The organism is Flavobacterium sp. WC2509 (genome assembly GCF_052683105.1).
Genome location: NZ_JBQZFG010000001.1, coordinates 435,811 through 454,452 on the forward strand (window position 1 = coordinate 435,811; position 18,642 = coordinate 454,452).

The 18,642-nt window shown below is 32.4% G+C and carries 23 protein-coding genes; 9 read left to right on the forward strand and 14 right to left on the reverse strand.

Annotated features, from left to right (window positions below; translation table 11 throughout):
- Positions 1 to 39: 39 nt before the first annotated feature.
- The 8 genes from ACUN3A_RS01525 to ACUN3A_RS01560 all read right to left on the reverse strand — a co-directional run bounded on the left by ACUN3A_RS01525 (position 40) and on the right by ACUN3A_RS01560 (position 8,788).
- The gene (locus tag ACUN3A_RS01525; protein WP_445549589.1) at positions 40 to 789 is read right to left on the reverse strand and encodes a hypothetical protein; all 750 of its coding nucleotides are present in this window, start codon (positions 787 to 789) and stop codon (positions 40 to 42) included.
- 25 nt (positions 790 to 814) lie between these two features.
- On the reverse strand, positions 815 to 1,585 hold the full coding sequence (locus ACUN3A_RS01530) for a phosphatase PAP2 family protein (RefSeq protein ID WP_445549590.1): 771 nt from the start codon (positions 1,583 to 1,585) through the stop codon (positions 815 to 817).
- 226 nt (positions 1,586 to 1,811) lie between these two features.
- Entirely contained in the window at positions 1,812 to 4,268 is a 2,457-nt protein-coding gene (locus ACUN3A_RS01535; RefSeq protein WP_445549591.1) for a TonB-dependent receptor domain-containing protein, read from the reverse strand.
- Positions 4,269 to 4,528: 260 nt separating this feature from the next.
- Positions 4,529 to 5,140 (reverse strand): YdeI/OmpD-associated family protein, encoded by a 612-nt coding sequence (locus tag ACUN3A_RS01540; RefSeq protein WP_445549592.1) that lies wholly within the window; start codon positions 5,138 to 5,140, stop codon positions 4,529 to 4,531.
- A 30-nt stretch (positions 5,141 to 5,170) separates the two neighbouring features.
- Complete coding sequence (locus ACUN3A_RS01545; RefSeq protein ID WP_445549593.1) at positions 5,171 to 5,545, reverse strand: DoxX family protein; 375 nt, start codon at positions 5,543 to 5,545, stop codon at positions 5,171 to 5,173.
- Between the two features lie 17 nt (positions 5,546 to 5,562).
- Positions 5,563 to 6,060, reverse strand: coding sequence for an SRPBCC family protein (locus ACUN3A_RS01550; protein ID WP_445552801.1), 498 nt, complete (start codon positions 6,058 to 6,060; stop codon positions 5,563 to 5,565).
- Positions 6,060 to 6,380, reverse strand: a complete 321-nt coding sequence (locus ACUN3A_RS01555; protein WP_445549594.1) for an ArsR/SmtB family transcription factor — start codon at positions 6,378 to 6,380, stop codon at positions 6,060 to 6,062. The genes ACUN3A_RS01550 and ACUN3A_RS01555 overlap by 1 nt, the downstream gene beginning before the upstream one ends.
- A 149-nt stretch (positions 6,381 to 6,529) precedes the next feature.
- Positions 6,530 to 8,788 carry an acyl-CoA dehydrogenase family protein gene (locus ACUN3A_RS01560; protein ID WP_445549595.1) on the reverse strand — a complete coding sequence of 753 codons (2,259 nt, stop codon included), beginning with the start codon at positions 8,786 to 8,788 and terminating at the stop codon, positions 6,530 to 6,532.
- 289 nt (positions 8,789 to 9,077) lie between these two features.
- On the opposite strand from ACUN3A_RS01560, the gene ACUN3A_RS01565 reads away from it, so the two are divergent.
- From ACUN3A_RS01565 to ACUN3A_RS01585, 5 genes are all read left to right on the forward strand, one after another.
- A complete protein-coding gene (locus tag ACUN3A_RS01565; RefSeq protein ID WP_445549596.1) occupies positions 9,078 to 9,263 on the forward strand; it encodes a Thivi_2564 family membrane protein in 186 nt (61 codons plus the stop codon).
- A 92-nt stretch (positions 9,264 to 9,355) separates the two neighbouring features.
- Positions 9,356 to 9,790 carry a DUF6526 family protein gene (locus tag ACUN3A_RS01570; RefSeq protein WP_445549597.1) on the forward strand — a complete coding sequence of 145 codons (435 nt, stop codon included), beginning with the start codon at positions 9,356 to 9,358 and terminating at the stop codon, positions 9,788 to 9,790.
- A 162-nt stretch (positions 9,791 to 9,952) separates the two neighbouring features.
- Entirely contained in the window at positions 9,953 to 10,684 is a 732-nt protein-coding gene (locus tag ACUN3A_RS01575) for a DNA-formamidopyrimidine glycosylase family protein (RefSeq protein WP_445549598.1), read from the forward strand.
- Positions 10,681 to 11,409, forward strand: coding sequence for a DUF72 domain-containing protein (locus tag ACUN3A_RS01580; RefSeq protein WP_445549599.1), 729 nt, complete (start codon positions 10,681 to 10,683; stop codon positions 11,407 to 11,409). The genes ACUN3A_RS01575 and ACUN3A_RS01580 overlap by 4 nt, the downstream gene beginning before the upstream one ends.
- Complete coding sequence (locus tag ACUN3A_RS01585; RefSeq protein ID WP_445549600.1) at positions 11,406 to 12,065, forward strand: DUF6766 family protein; 660 nt, start codon at positions 11,406 to 11,408, stop codon at positions 12,063 to 12,065. Before ACUN3A_RS01580 ends, ACUN3A_RS01585 begins: the two co-directional genes overlap by 4 nt.
- A 9-nt stretch (positions 12,066 to 12,074) precedes the next feature.
- Here ACUN3A_RS01585 and ACUN3A_RS01590 read toward each other — a convergent pair whose 3' ends face one another.
- From ACUN3A_RS01590 to ACUN3A_RS01605, 4 genes are all read right to left on the reverse strand, one after another.
- Complete coding sequence (locus ACUN3A_RS01590; protein ID WP_445549601.1) at positions 12,075 to 12,929, reverse strand: SDR family oxidoreductase; 855 nt, start codon at positions 12,927 to 12,929, stop codon at positions 12,075 to 12,077.
- Positions 12,930 to 13,045: 116 nt separating this feature from the next.
- On the reverse strand, positions 13,046 to 13,912 hold the full coding sequence (locus ACUN3A_RS01595; protein WP_445549602.1) for a hypothetical protein: 867 nt from the start codon (positions 13,910 to 13,912) through the stop codon (positions 13,046 to 13,048).
- A 390-nt stretch (positions 13,913 to 14,302) separates the two neighbouring features.
- Entirely contained in the window at positions 14,303 to 14,488 is a 186-nt protein-coding gene (locus ACUN3A_RS01600; RefSeq protein ID WP_445549603.1) for a hypothetical protein, read from the reverse strand.
- Positions 14,489 to 14,526: 38 nt separating this feature from the next.
- Positions 14,527 to 14,952 (reverse strand): hypothetical protein, encoded by a 426-nt coding sequence (locus ACUN3A_RS01605; RefSeq protein ID WP_445549604.1) that lies wholly within the window; start codon positions 14,950 to 14,952, stop codon positions 14,527 to 14,529.
- Positions 14,953 to 15,348: 396 nt separating this feature from the next.
- On the opposite strand from ACUN3A_RS01605, the gene ACUN3A_RS01610 reads away from it, so the two are divergent.
- Both ACUN3A_RS01610 and ACUN3A_RS01615 read left to right on the forward strand, forming a co-directional pair.
- On the forward strand, positions 15,349 to 15,564 hold the full coding sequence (locus tag ACUN3A_RS01610; protein WP_445549605.1) for a hypothetical protein: 216 nt from the start codon (positions 15,349 to 15,351) through the stop codon (positions 15,562 to 15,564).
- A 59-nt stretch (positions 15,565 to 15,623) separates the two neighbouring features.
- Complete coding sequence (locus tag ACUN3A_RS01615) at positions 15,624 to 15,983, forward strand: hypothetical protein (RefSeq protein WP_445549606.1); 360 nt, start codon at positions 15,624 to 15,626, stop codon at positions 15,981 to 15,983.
- Between the two features lie 43 nt (positions 15,984 to 16,026).
- Here the strand turns inward: ACUN3A_RS01615 and ACUN3A_RS01620 are convergent, their stop codons facing one another.
- Both ACUN3A_RS01620 and ACUN3A_RS01625 read right to left on the reverse strand, forming a co-directional pair.
- Positions 16,027 to 16,983 (reverse strand): nucleotidyl transferase AbiEii/AbiGii toxin family protein, encoded by a 957-nt coding sequence (locus tag ACUN3A_RS01620; protein ID WP_445549607.1) that lies wholly within the window; start codon positions 16,981 to 16,983, stop codon positions 16,027 to 16,029.
- Positions 16,984 to 16,988: 5 nt separating this feature from the next.
- Positions 16,989 to 17,567, reverse strand: coding sequence for a DUF6088 family protein (locus ACUN3A_RS01625; RefSeq protein WP_445549608.1), 579 nt, complete (start codon positions 17,565 to 17,567; stop codon positions 16,989 to 16,991).
- Between the two features lie 89 nt (positions 17,568 to 17,656).
- Here ACUN3A_RS01625 and ACUN3A_RS01630 point away from each other — a divergent pair, with 89 nt between their 5' ends.
- Both ACUN3A_RS01630 and ACUN3A_RS01635 read left to right on the forward strand, forming a co-directional pair.
- Positions 17,657 to 17,872, forward strand: a complete 216-nt coding sequence (locus ACUN3A_RS01630) for a hypothetical protein (protein ID WP_445549609.1) — start codon at positions 17,657 to 17,659, stop codon at positions 17,870 to 17,872.
- A 126-nt stretch (positions 17,873 to 17,998) separates the two neighbouring features.
- Positions 17,999 to 18,490 (forward strand): hypothetical protein, encoded by a 492-nt coding sequence (locus tag ACUN3A_RS01635; RefSeq protein ID WP_445549610.1) that lies wholly within the window; start codon positions 17,999 to 18,001, stop codon positions 18,488 to 18,490.
- Positions 18,491 to 18,642: the final 152 nt, after the last annotated feature.

Below are 18,642 nucleotides of genomic sequence, written 5' to 3' on the forward strand. Positions count from 1 at the left end.
TGCTTCACTTTTATAAATAAATTAGTGGAGTTTTTTTATTTAAGCTAATTGTTTTTTTGTCAATTGTCCTGTGACAATAACTACTATAAATACAACAACTAATACCAAACAGGCATGTATATTACCCAAATTCATGCCTTCTGGTTTTGTCAAATAGTCGCCCATTGTAGCACCAATTGGGTGAGTCAAAATGATTGCTAACCAATACAAAAACTCTCTTGATATTTTTGTCAAATAGACAAGTCCAATAACAAAAATAAGAAGTATTAATAAAAGTAAAGTTCCTCCGTCAAAACCTAATGGTGTGTTATGTGCCAATAAATCTCCAAAAGCAGTTCCTAATGTACTTGAGGTTAAGATTGCTATCCAGTATAAAAATTCAGTTCGTTTATTTAGCCCGTTTTCTATCGTGTTTGTTTTTGAATGATATTTCCAAATGCCAAATGTAAATATCAATAGAACAACTAATAGTATTGTACCGAATGTGTATCCCTGATTTTCTGTAAACCCTAATTGTAAATGAAAGAATGACCTACTTATGAAATCTGAAATTGTTGTTCCAACTGTACTTGCCAAAGTTACTACTATCCAATATAAAAGTAGTTTTTGATTTTTTGAACCAATTGAAATTGCCAACGCAATAAAAAAGAATGCAAGTAAAACAATTGTCCCACCACCATAACCTAAATTAAATGTTTGTGAGATTAAGTCACCCGCGGTTTCTCCCATTGTATTGGCACTAATAATTAATGCCCAATAAAAACTATTTATTTGGGGTAAATGTTTCATTTTTATTTGTTGTTTATTAATGAAATCAAAATTGCATTACTAAGCCGCAACCCATTTGCTTTCCATTGTAGTAAGGAAGTACCATCGAAGAAACTTTCTTTTCTTTTTCTTTTTCTTTTTTAGTAAAAACTTTCTTGTTCAAATACGGATACATCCAATAAGCAGCTTTAGTAGTTAGTATCCCGATTCCAGCTCCAGCAACCACATCGGTAACCCAATGTCTATTGTTTACAACTCTAAAAGCACCTGTTGCAGTAGCCACAACATAGCCGCTTATTCCGTACCAAATGGATTTATCTTTGTATTCTTGGTACATGAATTCAGCTCCGGCAAAAGCAGTTGCTGTATGTCCCGAAGGAAATGAATTATTCGAAGAACCATCGGGTCTTTCGACCTTTGTAATGCTTTTTAAAGCCAAAACTGTAACACTCATCATAAGGTATGAACTTGCCAGAATAATTGATCGGTCTTTCAGATTATTTTTTCCTTCAACGCCACATGCATTTAAACCATAAACAGCGGCTGCAGGTGCGTATTGCATAATATCATCTATCGAAAATTTCTTATCGATATTTTCAGTTACTTCATCCTGAACATCAAGATTATATCCTTTGAGTTGATCACTATTAAGTCCAATAATACCATAGCCAATTAATATAGTGGGAATGATCAATTGTTTGTAATTAAACCTTAAATTTTTCACACTGTCTTTTACGACAATAGTGTCGGTTACATTGTTTTGAGCGACTAAAAGAGAAGTCGATAATATCACGGAAAGCAAACACAAGTATTTCATTTTGAATATTCTAATATCAGTACAAAATACCGACACGATTCTGAATTAATTCTGTATTTTGAGAGTTGGTTTGGTTTAATGCAAAAAATTATACTTTAAATTATTTGATGAAAGGTAGGGTGCTGTTATGAGGCTTGTTGGTTTTCTCTAAAAACAAAAAGCCACCTGAACAATAGCGAACAGGCAGCAAATCTTTCTACTTCAAAAAACAATTATCTGGATCAGGTTATTGCACGTTTGGTTCCTGCGGTCCATTTTGCTCATTTTCTCCTTTTTTGAATTCGAGTTTTCCAAATTTATAACTAAAAGAAATACCGAAAGACTGAACAGGAATTTCCTTGATGTTTATCTGATCGTAATTTTCGCCATAACTTTTTGATTTTTGAGTCATGTATTTACTAAAAGGATTGGCCATCGTAATCCCTACACTTGCATTTTTATTAAAAAACTGTTTTCTCAATGCCAAATTGTAGAAGTAAGATGCTGGACGCTCCCCTTGCAGGATTTTTTGAGAAGAACGGTAATTTCCTGATATTTCTCCCATCATGGTTGGACTAAACGTATAACTTAAATTTAAATTGGCTCTATAAATAAAACTGGTAACACTCTCCAGACCTGGCGTGCTGTTGGTTCTGTTTCCGCAATCAAAGTTAGATTTGATGCTTAGTTTGTCGCCAATGGAAACTGCTCCAAAAATACTGGCTCCGATAGTGGTTTCAGAACCAATATTGTAACGTCTAGTCAGAGTCACATCAGTATAATCAGTACCTCCAATAGTCAGTAATGGTTCAAATGTAGTCATGGTTTGTATGTCATCCGTATTGTAGCGGTAGTATCCTGAAAAATAGATATTTGTTCCTTTGCTGAAATTTTTACTGTAACCCAATTCATATCGATTGCCTATTTCTGGTTTCAGAAAAGGATTTCCTGTACTAATATTGTGCGGGTCACTAATATTAAAAAATGGATTTAAATCCTCATAATCCGGTCTTTCAATGCGATAACTATATGCAAATTTTATAGACTCATCTTTGCTAAACTTGTGCTGAATTGTAAAAGACGGAGCAAAAGTGTTGTAATCCGGTATAGTCACTCCTACAAAATCTGCCATGGTATTGGTACGTTCATATCGCAGACCAGCCTTACCAATTAAAAAACTGTTGAATAAAGCAAAAGAGCTTGAGATATAAGCTGCATAAATATTGCGCTTATAATTGAATCCGTAAGTTTGCCCTTTATTGTTTATATACGAACCATCAACATTCAATGTGTCGGTAACCACGTTATTTTCTAAATTTTCAAATTCTGTTTTCGCTCCCATTTCAATAATAAAATCTTCAGCTACTGGCTGTACATAATCTAAAGCTAATTGTACCTGATGATCTTTTCCCGGATTGTTGTTTCTAAGTCCTGATACGGGATAAATATAATTTTCATAACTAGTTTTATTACCAGAATTCATTGAGGTTTTACCATTGCTGGATGTAACCTGAAAATTCAATTCCTGATCTTCTTTTTCAAAAGTCTTTTTATATTCTAAACTCCAATCTGTCGCATTCTCTTTCATATTACTGGTAGAATTTCTGTCACTGATAATCTGGGAAAAAATCGTCCCGTCAGCCAAAGAGGAAGTCTGATTTTGCTGGGTCATTCCCGTTGAGTTATTTGTAAAGGAATCATACCCCAGAGTTGCTGTCAATTCGTCTTTCGGGCTTATACTCCAATTTAAATTAACTCCTGTTCGGTAACCGCTTCTTGTAAAGGGATTTATTCCGCTTTGATACAGTCTGTTAATGGTGTCTCTAGTGTCATTATAAGATATTCGATCACTGGAACTTTTTGTTTCTGTCTCTAATTGTTTGTTGCCGCTAAAATAAATGCCTGCGCCGAAATTGCCTCGACGTGCATTCAAATTAAACGATCCGTTCTCCAAACGTGTTCCAGCCGACAGATTAATGCTGCTGTTGATTCCTTCAACTTTATTGTCTTTTAGAATAATATTTATAATTCCTCCTGTGCCTGCCGCATCATATTTGGCTCCGGGACTGGTAATAACCTCAATGCTTTTTATCTGATCAGCAGGTATGGTTTGCAGGGCATCTGTAATGCTTGCACCAAACATACTGGAAGGTTTTCCATTAATTAAAAAACGAATACTGGAATTTCCCTGTAACTCAATTTTTCCATCAATATCAACACTGACCATTGGAACATTTTTCAAAACATCGGTGGCAACTCCTCCTTGGCTTGTCAGGTCATTAGCAGGACTGTACACCATTTTGTCAATTTTGTTTTGAATCGTAGCTTTTTTCAAAACTACTTTTACTTCATCAAGCTCGTTTGTAGATGGGGACAGAAAAACAGTTCCCAAATTCACAACCGCCGTGCTTGCAGTAATATCGACAGTATCAAAAACTTTTTTATTGTAACCGATAAAATCTATAGTGATGCTGTAAGTTCCGTTAGGAAGATTATCAATCGCAAAACCCCCATTTTTATTTGTGCTTATGCCGTTAATAGCTTTGGTTTCTCCTACTTTGAAGATACTGACAATTGCCATTTCAACAGGCCCTTTTGTTTGTGAATCCATTACCTTTCCAGTAACCTTCCCTTTGTTTTTAGTAGATTGTGAATAAGTGGCAAAAGACAAAAAGAAAACAAAAATTAAGATAAAATAGCGCATATTGATAAATTTATGAGGCAAAGTAATATCTTAAATCTGAATAATTTTTGAATAAATAATTTCTATTTCAATTATTAATTTTTTATTTAAACAAATGCAAATACTTTTCTTTCTCCTGATACATTAAAGAAATCAAAATAGCACTTAAAACTATTGTCAATTATTGGAAAACATCTGTATCACCAAACTATGTTAAATAGATAACCTCCGAAATTAAAAAAACCTAAACAGTCAATGTTTAGGTTTAGTTGGTCCTTATTCTACTTTTTGTATTTCCAAAATCTGCCTTTTCCTTCGGCTATCCATTCTAACGATTCTTCTATTCTTTTTTGTCTGGTTGCATCAGTTTTTGCATCAATTATCCAAACTAAATATTCTTTACGAAAAGAAGGAGATTGGTTTTCAAAAACTTCTTTGGCCTTTGGATTTAAAGCCAGTTTTTCACTAAAATAGTCAGGAATTTCAATCGCTTGTTTTGGCTCAGATTTTGGTTTAATTTTTTTGATTCCTTTTTCATTCAAAGCCATTGCTTCTTTTATATAAGCAACCAATTTTTTTTCTTCTGGCAAATCAGATAAGCTTTTAATTTTATCCATATATCCCATTTTTTGTCCCGCTTCAACGCTTGCTATTATCTTTGCATCACTCATTAATTCCGCCTTATAAAGACTGAATGAACAATGTTTTTTAAATGATCCGAGAATGCACATCATATCACCTTTATAATCAAAATGTGGCAATCCCCATTTCATTATTTCTTCAACTTCTGGACAAGTCTCATGAATTATTTTACGCAAATATTCCATAATGGGTATTGCAAATTCTTCTGATTTAGCAAAATACTCATCTACATTTGGATTAAAATTCGGCATATTAAAATCTTTTTTTTTATTAATTTTTATTTAAAACAAAGGCGCATATTTTTCTTTATTCTGATACATAATACAAATTAAAATAGCGCTTAAAACTAAAGCAAATGGTAAGCCGCTTGTATCTTGCACAATATTGGTTAATACAATTCCAACCATAACAGGCAGAATCATTAAAGCGCCTAATGCTCGTGTTTTTGGCAGGATGATTAATAAACCGCCCAAAACTTCGACTGTTCCAACAAGTGGCATAATCCAGCCAATTTCATTAAAAGCACTCATAGCTTTTTGCATTTTTTCAGGCAAATTCTCAGGCATAGGCATGTAGAAAAAAAACTTATTAAGTCCGGCATTGATAAACATAAGTCCAAATAATAGACTTAAAACGAAGATGATTTTATTTTTCATATTTAGATTTTTATTAATTAAGAATTAGCAAAAATTTCGTCTAGATTATTTAATGCCATTGTAAAGCCTTCTTTAAAGCCAAAACTAATTATTTTTTCCAAATCGGCTAAGGTTTTATGTTTGATAGTAATATTTACCAAAGTCGAATCTCCTTTATCAACAAAGTCTACATCCCAGTCAGAACGAGGCATATCAATGTTTAGATTTCCTGCTGCATCGCAAAAAGCATCCGAAAATTTGAAACTAGTTTTAGGCGTAATAGAAATAAAATCTGCCAATGCCCAATGCTCCTCGCCTTCTGGTCCACACATAGCATACAATCTTCGTCCACCTTCTTTAAATTCCATTGACTTGGTTTTGGACAACCAAGGTTTTGGTGCCCACCATTGATCAAGCAATTCCGGTTTAGTGTAAGCATCCCAAACCAAATCGGGTTTAGCTGCAAATTCTTTTTTCACATATACTGTATTCGTTTCTTTGTTTACAGTAAAATCGAATGTTAGATTACTATTCATCATTTTTTATTATTTTTAATTGTTTCTAGTAAATCATCGAGTTGGTTGAATCGGGTTTCCCAAATCTTTTTAAATTGTTCCAACCATTGGTCTATTTCTTTCATTTTGTCAATTTCAAGGCTATAATAAATTTCTCTTCCCTGCTGTTCCTGCTTTACTAGCTCACATTCTGCTAATATTTTTAAATGTTTTGAAACAGCTTGCCGTGTAGTCTCAAAATGTTCTGCAATAGCATTAGGTGTCATTGCTTGCAAGGCAATGAGAGTAATAATAGCTCTTCTTGTTGGATCAGCTATCGCTTGAAATACATCTCTTCTCATTTTTAATTCTTATTAAGCAACCATTTGATTGCAAATATATATGCAACTTTTCGGTTTCGCAAATATTTTTATATTTTTTTTTAGAACAGCACAAAAAAGCCCCAAATACTTTACACTATTTGGGGCTTCGTTAACATTTACTCAACTACTCAAAAAGCAATTGGAGCTGCTAAACAGGAATCCGGAATTGCAAAAGCATTGACCAAAGCCACTGCATCTGGTCGAATATCCCAACAAAGCTGATTGACTATTTTTCGGATGGCTTTCGTTTTTATTGCTTCCATATAGCCATCTTCCAAATACCAGGCTTTATTTTTTTCTATTTGCGAAAGTGCATACAATTGATTCAGTTTGGTTAAAATTGCTTTGCTATTTTGATCTTTAATTGCTGCAATAGTAATTTGAAATTGTTCCAAAACTACTCTGTCTAAATATGCTTCAGCCACATCTATCATTTGGTGTTGCACCACGTTAAAAGCATCGTAAGCATCTAAACCATTATCAATTAATTTTTTTATACGCTTAGCAGCCGAAGCCAAAATTGTTTTTTCTCGATGCTGAAAAGCCTGCAAATGAAACTCACTATCTAATAAATGTTCTACATCTGTTCTTCGAATAGCTACAGGATTTTTTTCGGCTATAACTGATTTGGTATTTTCATAAACATAATTAATGATACCAAAAGAACCCATTTCTCCAAACGATTTTCTGAATTCGGACAAACGGTTTTTTGCTACTAATTGCATCAAAACGGTATTATCGCCTTCAAAAGTGGTGTAAATTTCGGTGTCGTTTTTTAAAGCATCAATTCTGTTTTCTGATAGATAGCCTTTTCCGCCACAAGCTTCTCTGCATTCCTGTAAAATCGCCGTAGTACTCCAGGTTGAATACGATTTTAATCCTGCTGCCAAAGCTTCTATTTCCTGCATTTCGACTTCTTTTTTATTCAAAAAACGTTTAGTCAAATATTGTAAAGCAAAATGTACTGCATAAGTTTTGGCTAAAGGAATCAATAATCTTCGTTGGTGCATACGGTAATTCAGGATAGAAACTTCTGAACCTCCTTCGGGTCCAAATTGTCTCCGTTGGTCACTATATTTTATGGCAATGGTAAGTCCGCTTTTGGCTGCAGCCAATGCCGAACGTGGAATCCCGATTCTACCGCCTACTAAAGTTCCCAACATCGTAAAAAAACGTCTGTTATCACTCGGAATCGGACTTTCAAACTCCCCTTTATCATTTACCGAAGCAAAACGATCCAGCATATTTTCTTTTGGAATTACCACTTCATCGAAACGAATGGTTCCGTTATCTACACCATTCAATCCCATTTTATGACCGCAATCTCCAATGGTAATCCCTTTTAAAACTACACCATTTTCATCACGCAGAGGAACAATAAAAGCATTCACACCATAATCATGTCCTGCAATAATAAGTTTGGCAAAAACGGTTGCCATTTGCCCATGAAGTGCAGCATTGCCAATATATTCTTTTTGGGCTTTTTCGTGTGGTGTATGAATTGTAAAAGTCTGGTTTTCGTGATGATATGTTGCTGTGGTTTCCAGTCCTTTTACATTCGAACCGTGATGTGTTTCGGTCATTGCAAAACAGCCAGGCAATTTTAGCGTGCCAATGTCTTTTAGATATTTAGCATAATGTTTCTCTGTACCGAGCGATTGCACACTCATTCCCCAAAGCCCAAATTGCACCCCAAATTTAATTACCAGACTCAAATCATGATAACTCAACGTTTCCATAATCGAAAAATAATCGGCTATGTTTTCTCCTCCTCCATATTGCTTCGGATATGCCATATTGCCAAGATTTTCGTTGGCCAAAATTTTACACCAATCGTACACTTTCTGACGGTGCACACCAATATCCGTTGACGTTTCATATTTAAATTCAGGTCTCGAAATAATAGATTTTACTTTGTTGATAATAGGCGCTTGTTCCCCATCCAAAAGATCTGTTATTTTTTGAATATCAAAACTAGCTTCCGTTTGTTGAGTAACGGTATGAGATTTTGCTTTTGTTTTGAAATTACTAATAGCTTCTTCTCCTAGAATTCCTAAATCATTTTCGAGTTTTACAAATGAGGGCTCTAATTTTTGAATCGTAGCATCGTTTTGGGAAAGTGCTACGGCTATTTCAAAAATAGATTTTAAAGCAGGATTCTCCTTAATGGTTTGTTCTATTTTATTTTTCCAATCCGTAATATCCTGACGGGATGGAGGATTAGAAATACTGATTTTTGAAAGTAATGTTTCTTTCTCTTCTGCCGAAAACCAATCCTGCGAATTAATAAATTCCTGTAAAGTCACAAACTCTTTTTCGGTCAATAAATCATCTGACCATACCACATAAAAAAGAGGAATAAACGCTTGTAATTTAGTGCTTTTCATAAATAAGTATATTTTTCAATTGGAAACCGTTTTTTGAATCTAACCCTTGAATGTAATTATTCAAACGTTAATTCGGGTGTTTTGTTCCGTATAAAATCAAAAAAACAAAAATAAAAACATCCAGATCTAACGAAGTTAATTGTTTTTAATGAAACTTTCTTTCAAAGTTATTATGGTTCAAACGTACAAGAAAAAACACAGATAGAATTATATAACTGAATGTCAGAATTATATAATTTCATTGATTAAAACTAAGGTACATTTGAATATAACTTAAAAAAAACATATTATGCCATTAGTTACCGTCTTGCTCGTCTTAATTGTTATTGGTGTTCTTCTTTGGCTTGTTAACACTTACATTCCGATGGATCCTAAAATTAAAAACATCTTTAACATCGTTGTTGTAATCTTTGTAATCATCTGGTTACTGAAAGTGTTTGGTCTTTTTAATGATGTAATGAATCTGCATACATAAAAACAAATCTTCTTCCTTTGAATTTTAACATAAATACTTGTCCTAAAAATTAAAAGTAAAGAGTGATTTTGAATATTTTAAAAAACAAAATCATGGAAAAACAATCCTTTCAAAATCATATCCGCTATTATACTCCGCATCATTTTGTGTATTATCCAATTATAATTTTGTTGCTAAGCTTTAGTGTGTATTTTGCATATACTACTGAAGATAAATTGATTTGGATTTTTATCAGTATTATATTTGTTGTTTTGTTCTGCCTAGCGTTTATGCTCCGACAACATTATGCCCTGACTTTACAAAACCGAATTGTAATTTTAGAACTGCGCTATCGTTATTTTTCTATTACAGGAAAAAGAATGGAGAACTTTGAGGATCAGTTAAGCGATGAACAATTATTTGCTTTACGATTTGCCTCCGATGAAGAACTAGACAATCTTATTGAAAAAACACTTTTAGAAAATCTTTCAGCTACAGCAATTAAAAAATCCATTAAACATTGGAAAGGTGACTATAGAAGAGTTTAAAACTTCATAATTACTCTGAATAATACGTTGTAAAACAAAACATTACAAACTGACAATTTCCTTTTAAAATGCAAATAATATAATCTTCATTATAAATAATATAAGGCAAATCAGTACTTCTGAAAGTAATTTTGACAAGAGTTCAAAATTATTCAACGTAATATGCCAGAAGGTCCTTCCATAGTAATTTTAAAAGAAGCTGTTCAGCAATTTACTGGACAGAAAGTTATTTCCGCTTTTGGTAATAGCAAAATTGATATGGATCGAATAAAAGATCAAAATATAATTTCTTTCAAGAGTTGGGGAAAACATTTTTTAATCTGTTTCGAAGATTTTACTCTAAAAGTTCATTTATTAATGTTTGGAACTTATAGAATCAATGAAAGAAAAGATAGTGCTCCCCGACTAAGTTTGGTTTTTTCTAATGGTGAATTAAATCTATATACCTGCTCCATAAAACTCCTGGAAGGCAATGTTAATTTGCATTATGATTGGTCTGCAGATGTTATGAACAAGGATTGGAATCCTAAACTAGCAAAGAAAAAACTCCAAAAAATTCCGGACGAAATGATTTGTGATGCCTTACTAGATCAAAACATTTTTGCAGGAGTTGGAAATATAATTAAGAACGAAGTACTCTATAGAACTTTCATTCATCCGGAATCTTTAACAGGCAAGATTTCTTCTGATACATTAGATACAATCATTAATGAATGTTCCAAATACAGTTTTGAGTTTTTGGAATGGAAAAAAATTTATCAACTCAGAAACCATTGGTTAGTGTATACCAAAAAAGTCTGTCAAAGATGCAATTTGCCCATTCAGTATAAAAAGACGGGCGTTAAGAATCGTAGAAGTTTTTATTGTCCAAATTGCCAAACATTGTACTCATGAAAAAAATTCCATACATCGGCTGTTCTAGTTTTTATAATTCCTATTGGAAAAAAGTATTTTATCCCGAAGATATTCCTTCTTCCAAATGGTTCGAGTATTATTGCACCCATTTTAATACGTATGAAATGAACGGGACGTTTTATAAATTTCCAACCTTGAAAACAATGGAAGATTGGTATCAAAAAACTCCTGAAGATTTTTTGTTTTCAGTAAAGGCACCTAAGGAAATCACACACACTAAAAAATTCGTTGACTGTGAAGCACTAATTAATGACTTCTACTCTATTTGTGATAACGGATTAAAAGATAAATTAGGCCCTATTTTATTTCAGTTACCTCCTAGTTATCAGTATTCAGCCGAAAAATTGCTTTTCATTATCAATCAGTTGGACTTGAATTTTGATAATATTATTGAATTTCGTCATCAAAGTTGGTGGATTCCAGAAGTATGGAAAGAATTAGATAAAAACAATATTACTTTTTGTAGTGTAAGCCATCCGCAATTACCAGAAACCATTTTTACTACATTTCCAATTATCTATATTCGGCTTCACGGAAATACTAAAATGTTTTATTCTGATTATTCCACTGAAAAATTGAATACGATAAATGATATTATTTCTCGAAATGACACCAAACAGACCTTCATTTATTTCAATAATACGGCAAGTACAGCAGGAATTTTAAATGCTTTAGAAATGAAAAAAATAAATCAACCCAAATGAAAAAGTTTTTAAAAAATAACGGATTATCACTTTCTTTTCTTCTCTTATTTATAGTTTCGATACTATTCCAAATTATTTTTGGATTAAAGGAATACAATAAACTTCTGATAGAAAACGGTGCTCCTGCTGTAAACTATCTTGACTATTTACATTCTGGACATTTTATAGAATCTACTTTTGAGAATTGGGAAAGCGAATTTTTGCAAATGTTGTTTTTTGTAGTTTTTACCATTTTTTTACAGCAAAAAGGCTCTTCAGAGTCGAAAGATTTTGATGCAAAAGATAAAGCGGATAAAGAAGATTTTTCATCCCCGAAAAAAGATGCCCCATGGCCTGTTCAAAAAGGCGGCTTTATATTGGCCATATACGAACATTCTCTGTCGATAGCCTTATTTGCATTGTTTCTTCTTAGTTTTATTTTACATTTTTATGGCAGTTTAGCCGATGAGAATAAATTGCTTTCGCTAAAAAAACTACCCATAAAAACGGCTCAAAACTATATTATCGATTCAAGATTTTGGTTTGAATCATTCCAAAACTGGCAAAGCGAATTCTTATCGGTGTTTGCTATTGTAGTACTTTCTATTTATTTGCGTCAAAAAGGATCTCCGCAATCCAAACCCGTTGATGCGCCTAACAGTAAAACAGGAGAATAACTGTTTTACTTAACCGCCAACCATTTCACCCCCGTTTACATGTATAAATTGTCCTGTCACATAACTGCTGTCTTCACACGCTAAATACACATACGCAGGTCCTACTTCTGAGGGCTGTCCTGCTCTTCCCATAGGCGTATTTTGCCCAAAAACAGCGACCTTATCTTTATCAAAACTAGCAGGGATTAAAGGAGTCCAAATAGGTCCCGGAGCTACACCGTTGACACGTATTTTTCTTTCAACAAGTGTAGCTGATAATGATCTGGTAAAACTAACAATAGCGCCTTTCGTACTGGCATAATCTACCAAATGCTCACTTCCTCTATACGCTGTAACCGAACTTGTATTAATGATACAATCCCCTTCTTTTAAATACTGCAAAGCAAATTTTGTAATATAGAAATAAGGATAAATATTGGTTTCAAAAGTAGTCTGTAATTGTATTGCCGTAATTTTTTCGAACGTTTCATGAGGGAATTGCACCGCAGCATTATTCACAATTATATTCAATTCGCTAAATGTTTTTATACATTTCTTTACAGCACTTTCGCAGAATTTGATATCCTTTAAATCTCCACTGATAATCAGGCATTCCTTTCCTTCTTGTTCTACTAATTCCTTGGTTTTTTTAGCGTCTTTATCTTCTTTCAAATAAATGATAGCCACATTCGCCCCTTCTCTGGCAAAATGTACAGCAACGCTACGGCCAATCCCACTGTCTCCTCCTGTTATCAAGGCAACTTTATCTTTGAGTTTACCGCTTCCTTTATAATTTTCCCGAATAATTTCTGGCTCTGGATTCATTTTATATTCATGACCAGGAAGTGTTTGTTCTTGTTTTGGGAATTTCTTTATCTTTTCCATAACTAACTTTATTTTAACTTAATACACTGATTTAAATACAAATTACTGAAAACAAGAAAACAGCTTAGTTAAAGCCGTTTTCTATATATATTGCGTGCTGTTTCAGCTAACTCGAGTTATACTCTTTCTCTTTCGATTCGTACATAAATTAGAAACTCATGCACTGTTCTATTCAACAGTATTTTAAATTCTTTTTGCAATTTGTATACAGATAATTTTGCTTTTTGAATTAAATAATCGGTTGTAAATAATTCTAAAGAAAGATTTATAACAACATCCGACACTCTTTTTATTTCGTCAATTTGTTTTATTGTGAAAGAACTAATTGCCTGCGCCATCAAAGTAAAACCATCCGTATGTTGTTCAATTTCAATTTCAATAATTTTATCCAGAATACGGTTTATTAATAAATTACGAACAATCCCTTTGTGAAGCAACATATTCAGTTCTTCTATCTTTTGAGCAATTTTAAAATTTTGAAAACTGATATCCAGATAATCTCCTTTTACATCTAAAAATGTTTTTTTTAATTTCTTAACTAACTGACCATTAAACTCATTATCAGCAACTGTATTTATTACAATTGCATGAAATTTAACTGGAATACGTTTTTCAAAATGCAGTATACTATTTAGACTTGAAGTACTTTTAAGGATTCCTGTTTGTTGTTTTTTAATCATTTTTCTTTCCCCATGTTCTCCAAAACTATGTTTCAGGATTCCTTCTTTACAGTACGCAAATAAAATCGGAAAATTCATAAATGGTTCCATACTTAGTCTCACATCATCATAAAAAATTACATCAAACTGCATGTAAGTCATTCCGTCTGGAAAGACGATTCCATTGATATTTCCTTTGGCCAATTTAGAATCTAATGCTAAATTATATTGATCATTATTGTACGTTAATGTACCGTTGAAATTATCTTTCAAATCATTAAAAACATCTTGCGCTTTTCCAGCTTTTAAGTATAAATTTTTCATTTTTAATGTGTTTTAAAATAAATTCAACATTTTGCTCTAAATAGGAATTAATTAAATGGTTGTAAATTTTCCCTTTTTGATATATTCAAATTTCGTAATAAACTAAACCATAGCGTTATACAATTCATATATAAAGTTTCATAATTTTTATAATCGACATGAAGTTCAAATTAGTTTATTAAAAAACTGAATAGAAAAAGGGTTAGAATAATACTATCCTAACCCTTCTATTTTTGACTTAGTTGCTTTAAGTCAAAATTTCCATCTCTCAAACCAAATCTACTTAGCTGATACTATCGATGGATTAGCTATTTCATTAATACACTCTTTTGCTTAATAATCTTAAGACGCCCCAATCTTTCAGATTAGCAATAGGAGTTCTTTTTTGAACTAGCTTTTTTTCTTCTCTCGGTCTGCCACTACATCTTTAGCTTTGCTAATACCAGTAGCAATTGCGGCACCTTCGTCGAGTTTTCCGTCTTCCAATATTGCATTTGCTATTTCAATAGCTTTGTGGCGCACTTTAACTGGAAGATTTTTCATTGCAGGCGGATAATCTTTATTAGTCCAAGGCATAACACTTTATTTTAAATGAATATTTTACAACAGAAAAATTATTTTTTATCCGGATTTGTTTTCAATCCCCAAACTTCAACATGAGCTTTTTTATTGCTGCCCTGACTAATAGTATGGTAAAACAAGTCTACTCTTTTAACAGTTTTTTCACCATCAAGATAGGCTACTGAAGTTTCTCCAGGACCTTTTATTTCCTTTCCTATTTTTACACTTTTCTTTGCATCATCGCCATAAAAAATATCAAATGATTCTAAACGAATGGAAGCATCGGTAACTTTAAGTTTAATAGCAGCAAAACGATTGGCACCCACAATTGGAATCTTATCAGTCTCTTTATCTAAGCTAACTGTAGTTTCACCAATTTTATGCCAGCCATCTTTATCACTCGTAACTACTTTGGGAGTCTGTGCCCATATATTCGCTGAACTTGCTACAAGGAGTAGCATTAATACTAACTTTTTCATCTTTTTTGTTTTTATTAAATTATAAATATTTGAAATCAAAAAAATTCCTTTTTATGATATTTCAAATGTATAACACTCCTATTTCTAACATTTTACATCCATTTATCAATTACTTATATAATTTTCACATTCAAAATAATAATAAAAAAATGCAAAAGTTTTTCCTTGTTTTACTGTTATCAAAATCAAATAATTACTTCTGTTGATGAATACAAATTCATGCGTTTTATATTTTCAAAAACAAACTTTGTATTAATTGATAAGATAAAATAACCTATCTTTCAACGGTTTTATTTCAAATAATGCTATAGATTTAATCGGCAATTATGCCATTTCGGGAAGTAATCAAGATTATTAGAGATAAAAAATATCAAAAATTTATACTAAGTTTTAATTATGGAAAAATATGCAAATGTATGTGGTGATTCAGGAGTTTCATCATATGAAATTGGTTCAGACTATATTAAGGTAAGTTTTTCTTCAGGAAACACTTATCAGTACAGCTATGGTAAAGCAGGAGAATCCCACGTTGAAAACATGAAAAAATTAGCTCTTGAAGGCTTTGGATTGTATTCGTACATTAATTTATATGTCAAATTTAAATATGACTAAAATTGATTGTCTATTAATCACCTTTTTACTTTGGTGATTTTAAATACTTAAAAAAACAAATGACTATACAAGATTTAATCGGCGATTATGCCATTTCCGGAAGCAATCAAGATGATACCATCGAAATGACTTACAAAGGCATTTTGAGCTTATCACTGGACGAAAATAACCGAATAATTGCGCAATGGCTTATTAATAATGAGCAAGAGCAAAAGGGCAAAGGCTTCTTTAAAGACAATATTTTGGTAATTAATTTTAACTATGAAGGAGGAGACAACAAAACGTATAAAGGCGTGGCTGTTTACAAATGCATCACCAAAGATGTATTACAAGGTTTTTGGTCCGAAAAACATGGAGACCCACTCTATTTAGGAACCGAGCATTGTTTGAGGATTGGAAGTACTGAGTTTTTAAATTAAAATATAAAAAAGCCCTATTTAGGGCTTTACTATTCCGTTGAATCTATAATTTTTTCAAATACTTATTTATCCTTTCCAACACTATATCAAAATCAGGTTGTCCTTTGTAATATAATGCTGCTGTAGCCACATATCTCTTTCTGAATTCCCGTCTTAAATCAGTATCACTTAACAAGAAAGCCATATTTTCAGCTATAGGAATCTCTAAATCCACAGTTGGAAACCGTTCTATTTTATGACTTTCATATTCTGGCGTGCCAATAAACTTTTTTACTTCCTCATTTTCTAACAAGCAATACACATCATAATATTGGCGCATCAAATTGGCTCGTGGATTTCCATCGGCTTGTTCCTGTCTAAATTTTGTAGCAATGGTTTGCAGTTTTTCAACAAATGTAAAACCTGGGTGATAACAAATTATATCAACAGCTCTGTTATCAATAATATCAATTGTTTTATTTTCCTTTGCTTTTTCATATGCCCATGAACTTATCGTTAGCGGAAAATTTGGTGTGACTTTGTCAAATCCTGCTTCTAATAAAATACCTTCCTTAACTCCATCAATTGGGTTAGTTTGACTTTCATAAATCAGCCGCACACCGCCACTTCGATAGGAAACAACATCATCAAAAGCATAATCTCTTTCAACAGAAATAATTCCAGCAATTTGTATTGTTTGAGCTAACCAATCGTAAAATTTTCTCCTAGCTTCAACATTATTTAGTTTGTTGTTTTTAGGATTTTCATTAATATTCATTTCCGCAGGAGGCTTGATGTGAATATCAATATCTTCCGAAAAACGGTCAATAATATGATAGCCTTTGGATAAAGAAGTTCCTCCTTTTAATTCAAATTGAAAATCTTGTTTTTTCAAACCATATAAGGTATGCATAATCCAATAATCTTTTTCGATTAATCCAGATTGAATTCCCGTCTCATCTTCTATAATGCGCAGTAAATTGTAGAAATCTTTATGGTTGTGTAGATAATCAGAAGACATAATGGCTATTTAGAAGATAATAAAGATTCAAATATTTTTTTTGTTTTGGCATTTCCGTATTCCATAACAGATTCTTGAATTTTTTCTGCATCCATCAAACGAACTTTGGCAGACAGATTTTTCAAAACTTCTTTCTGGTCTTCTGCTAGTGTTTCCAGATTATTGACCAAATCGACTATTAAAAATTCTTGTGTTACTTTTTTAGGAAAATGAGGTTTTACCCGAAAAGAAAACTTTTTATTCCCCAATTTAAATTCACCGTGTCTTTTATGATTGTAAACAATTCTTTGATTATAAAGCTGTGTGGTGCCTACACCCAAACTGTTATAAGCATTTGGAGAAGTGAGTAAAAAACGATCATCTTTAAGAAAACTGCGCACCAACACCTCATCTTCAGGCGGAGTTTGACCAAAAGTTGTTTCTTCTGGAAAATAATACAGACCCTGAGATAATTTTTGCAAAGTATCCTCTTTTAAAAGCACATCCAAATGACGATCTACCGATTTGGACCATTTAGCCAAATCAGACCGACGATATACTTTTCCTCGCTCCAACTGTTTTTTAAGCTCCTCTACTTTTGTCATAACTCATTAATTTCTATACAAATGTACAATATAAAATTATTTTTTGCATGAATTTTAAATTATAATTCATTCAAATAAAATTTATATCTGTGAATACCTTATCACTCGATATTATCCTAAAACTCTCCGAAGGTTTAGAACACAATTTCCTGATGGACATAGCTGTGCAATTGCCTAAAAACTATACTACAGATGCTCCGACAGATGCAATAACAACCAATGAAATCGAAGCTTTGAAAGAAAAAATAAAATTGCTTGAAAATGAAAATCAAGTATTATTAAAGGTGATTGGAGCTAAAGAGTAATTTATTACGAAAAGCATTATATTTGGAGAAAATACGCTATTAAAATAGCGAGTATACCTCAAAAATCAGGTAGATTATCGCTGGTTTGTAGCGGGTATAAATAAGTTAGCTGATATTTTAGAAAAAATGAACACAAAAGTTAATCCATTTAAAAACTTTCTTCAAATCTTTTATGACAGAATAAAAGGTGTGAAATATGGAGAAAAAACTGTTGTTGATTTGGAATTGAACAACGACTCTACTATTGAACGAATAAAAAATATTATTGCTGAAATTGATAATCGTTGTATTCTAAATTTTTATGACGCTTTTTATGAATTACAACCGAATCAAATACCTACACTTCACGGAGATTCAGGCGCATTTACAGAAATCAGAAAAGACGGAACTGATTTTAAAGCAAGATTGGGAAATCACGGAGGATTTAAACTCAAGGGGAAATGGATAAAATTAACGGAACAGGAATTGATTGACCGAATTTTTAGAAGTAGAATGTTCAATGCAGGAAAAATAAGGTTAGCATCACGACCAATCAGAAAACAATGGCGAAAAGTAAAAAACGGAAAAACATTATATGAATTTCATCACGATATATCTGATAAAAAAAACTTGAGCTAACATCGTATATAAAAAATTGCAATTTTTAGCTTTATCAATGTAAGTTGATATTTTTGAAAAAACTGATAAACTAAAGAAAGAAACATCAGCTAACAGCCGTTACACGAGATTTGGGCTTTAGGTTGAATTTAAAGATGGTTTTGTACTTGGGA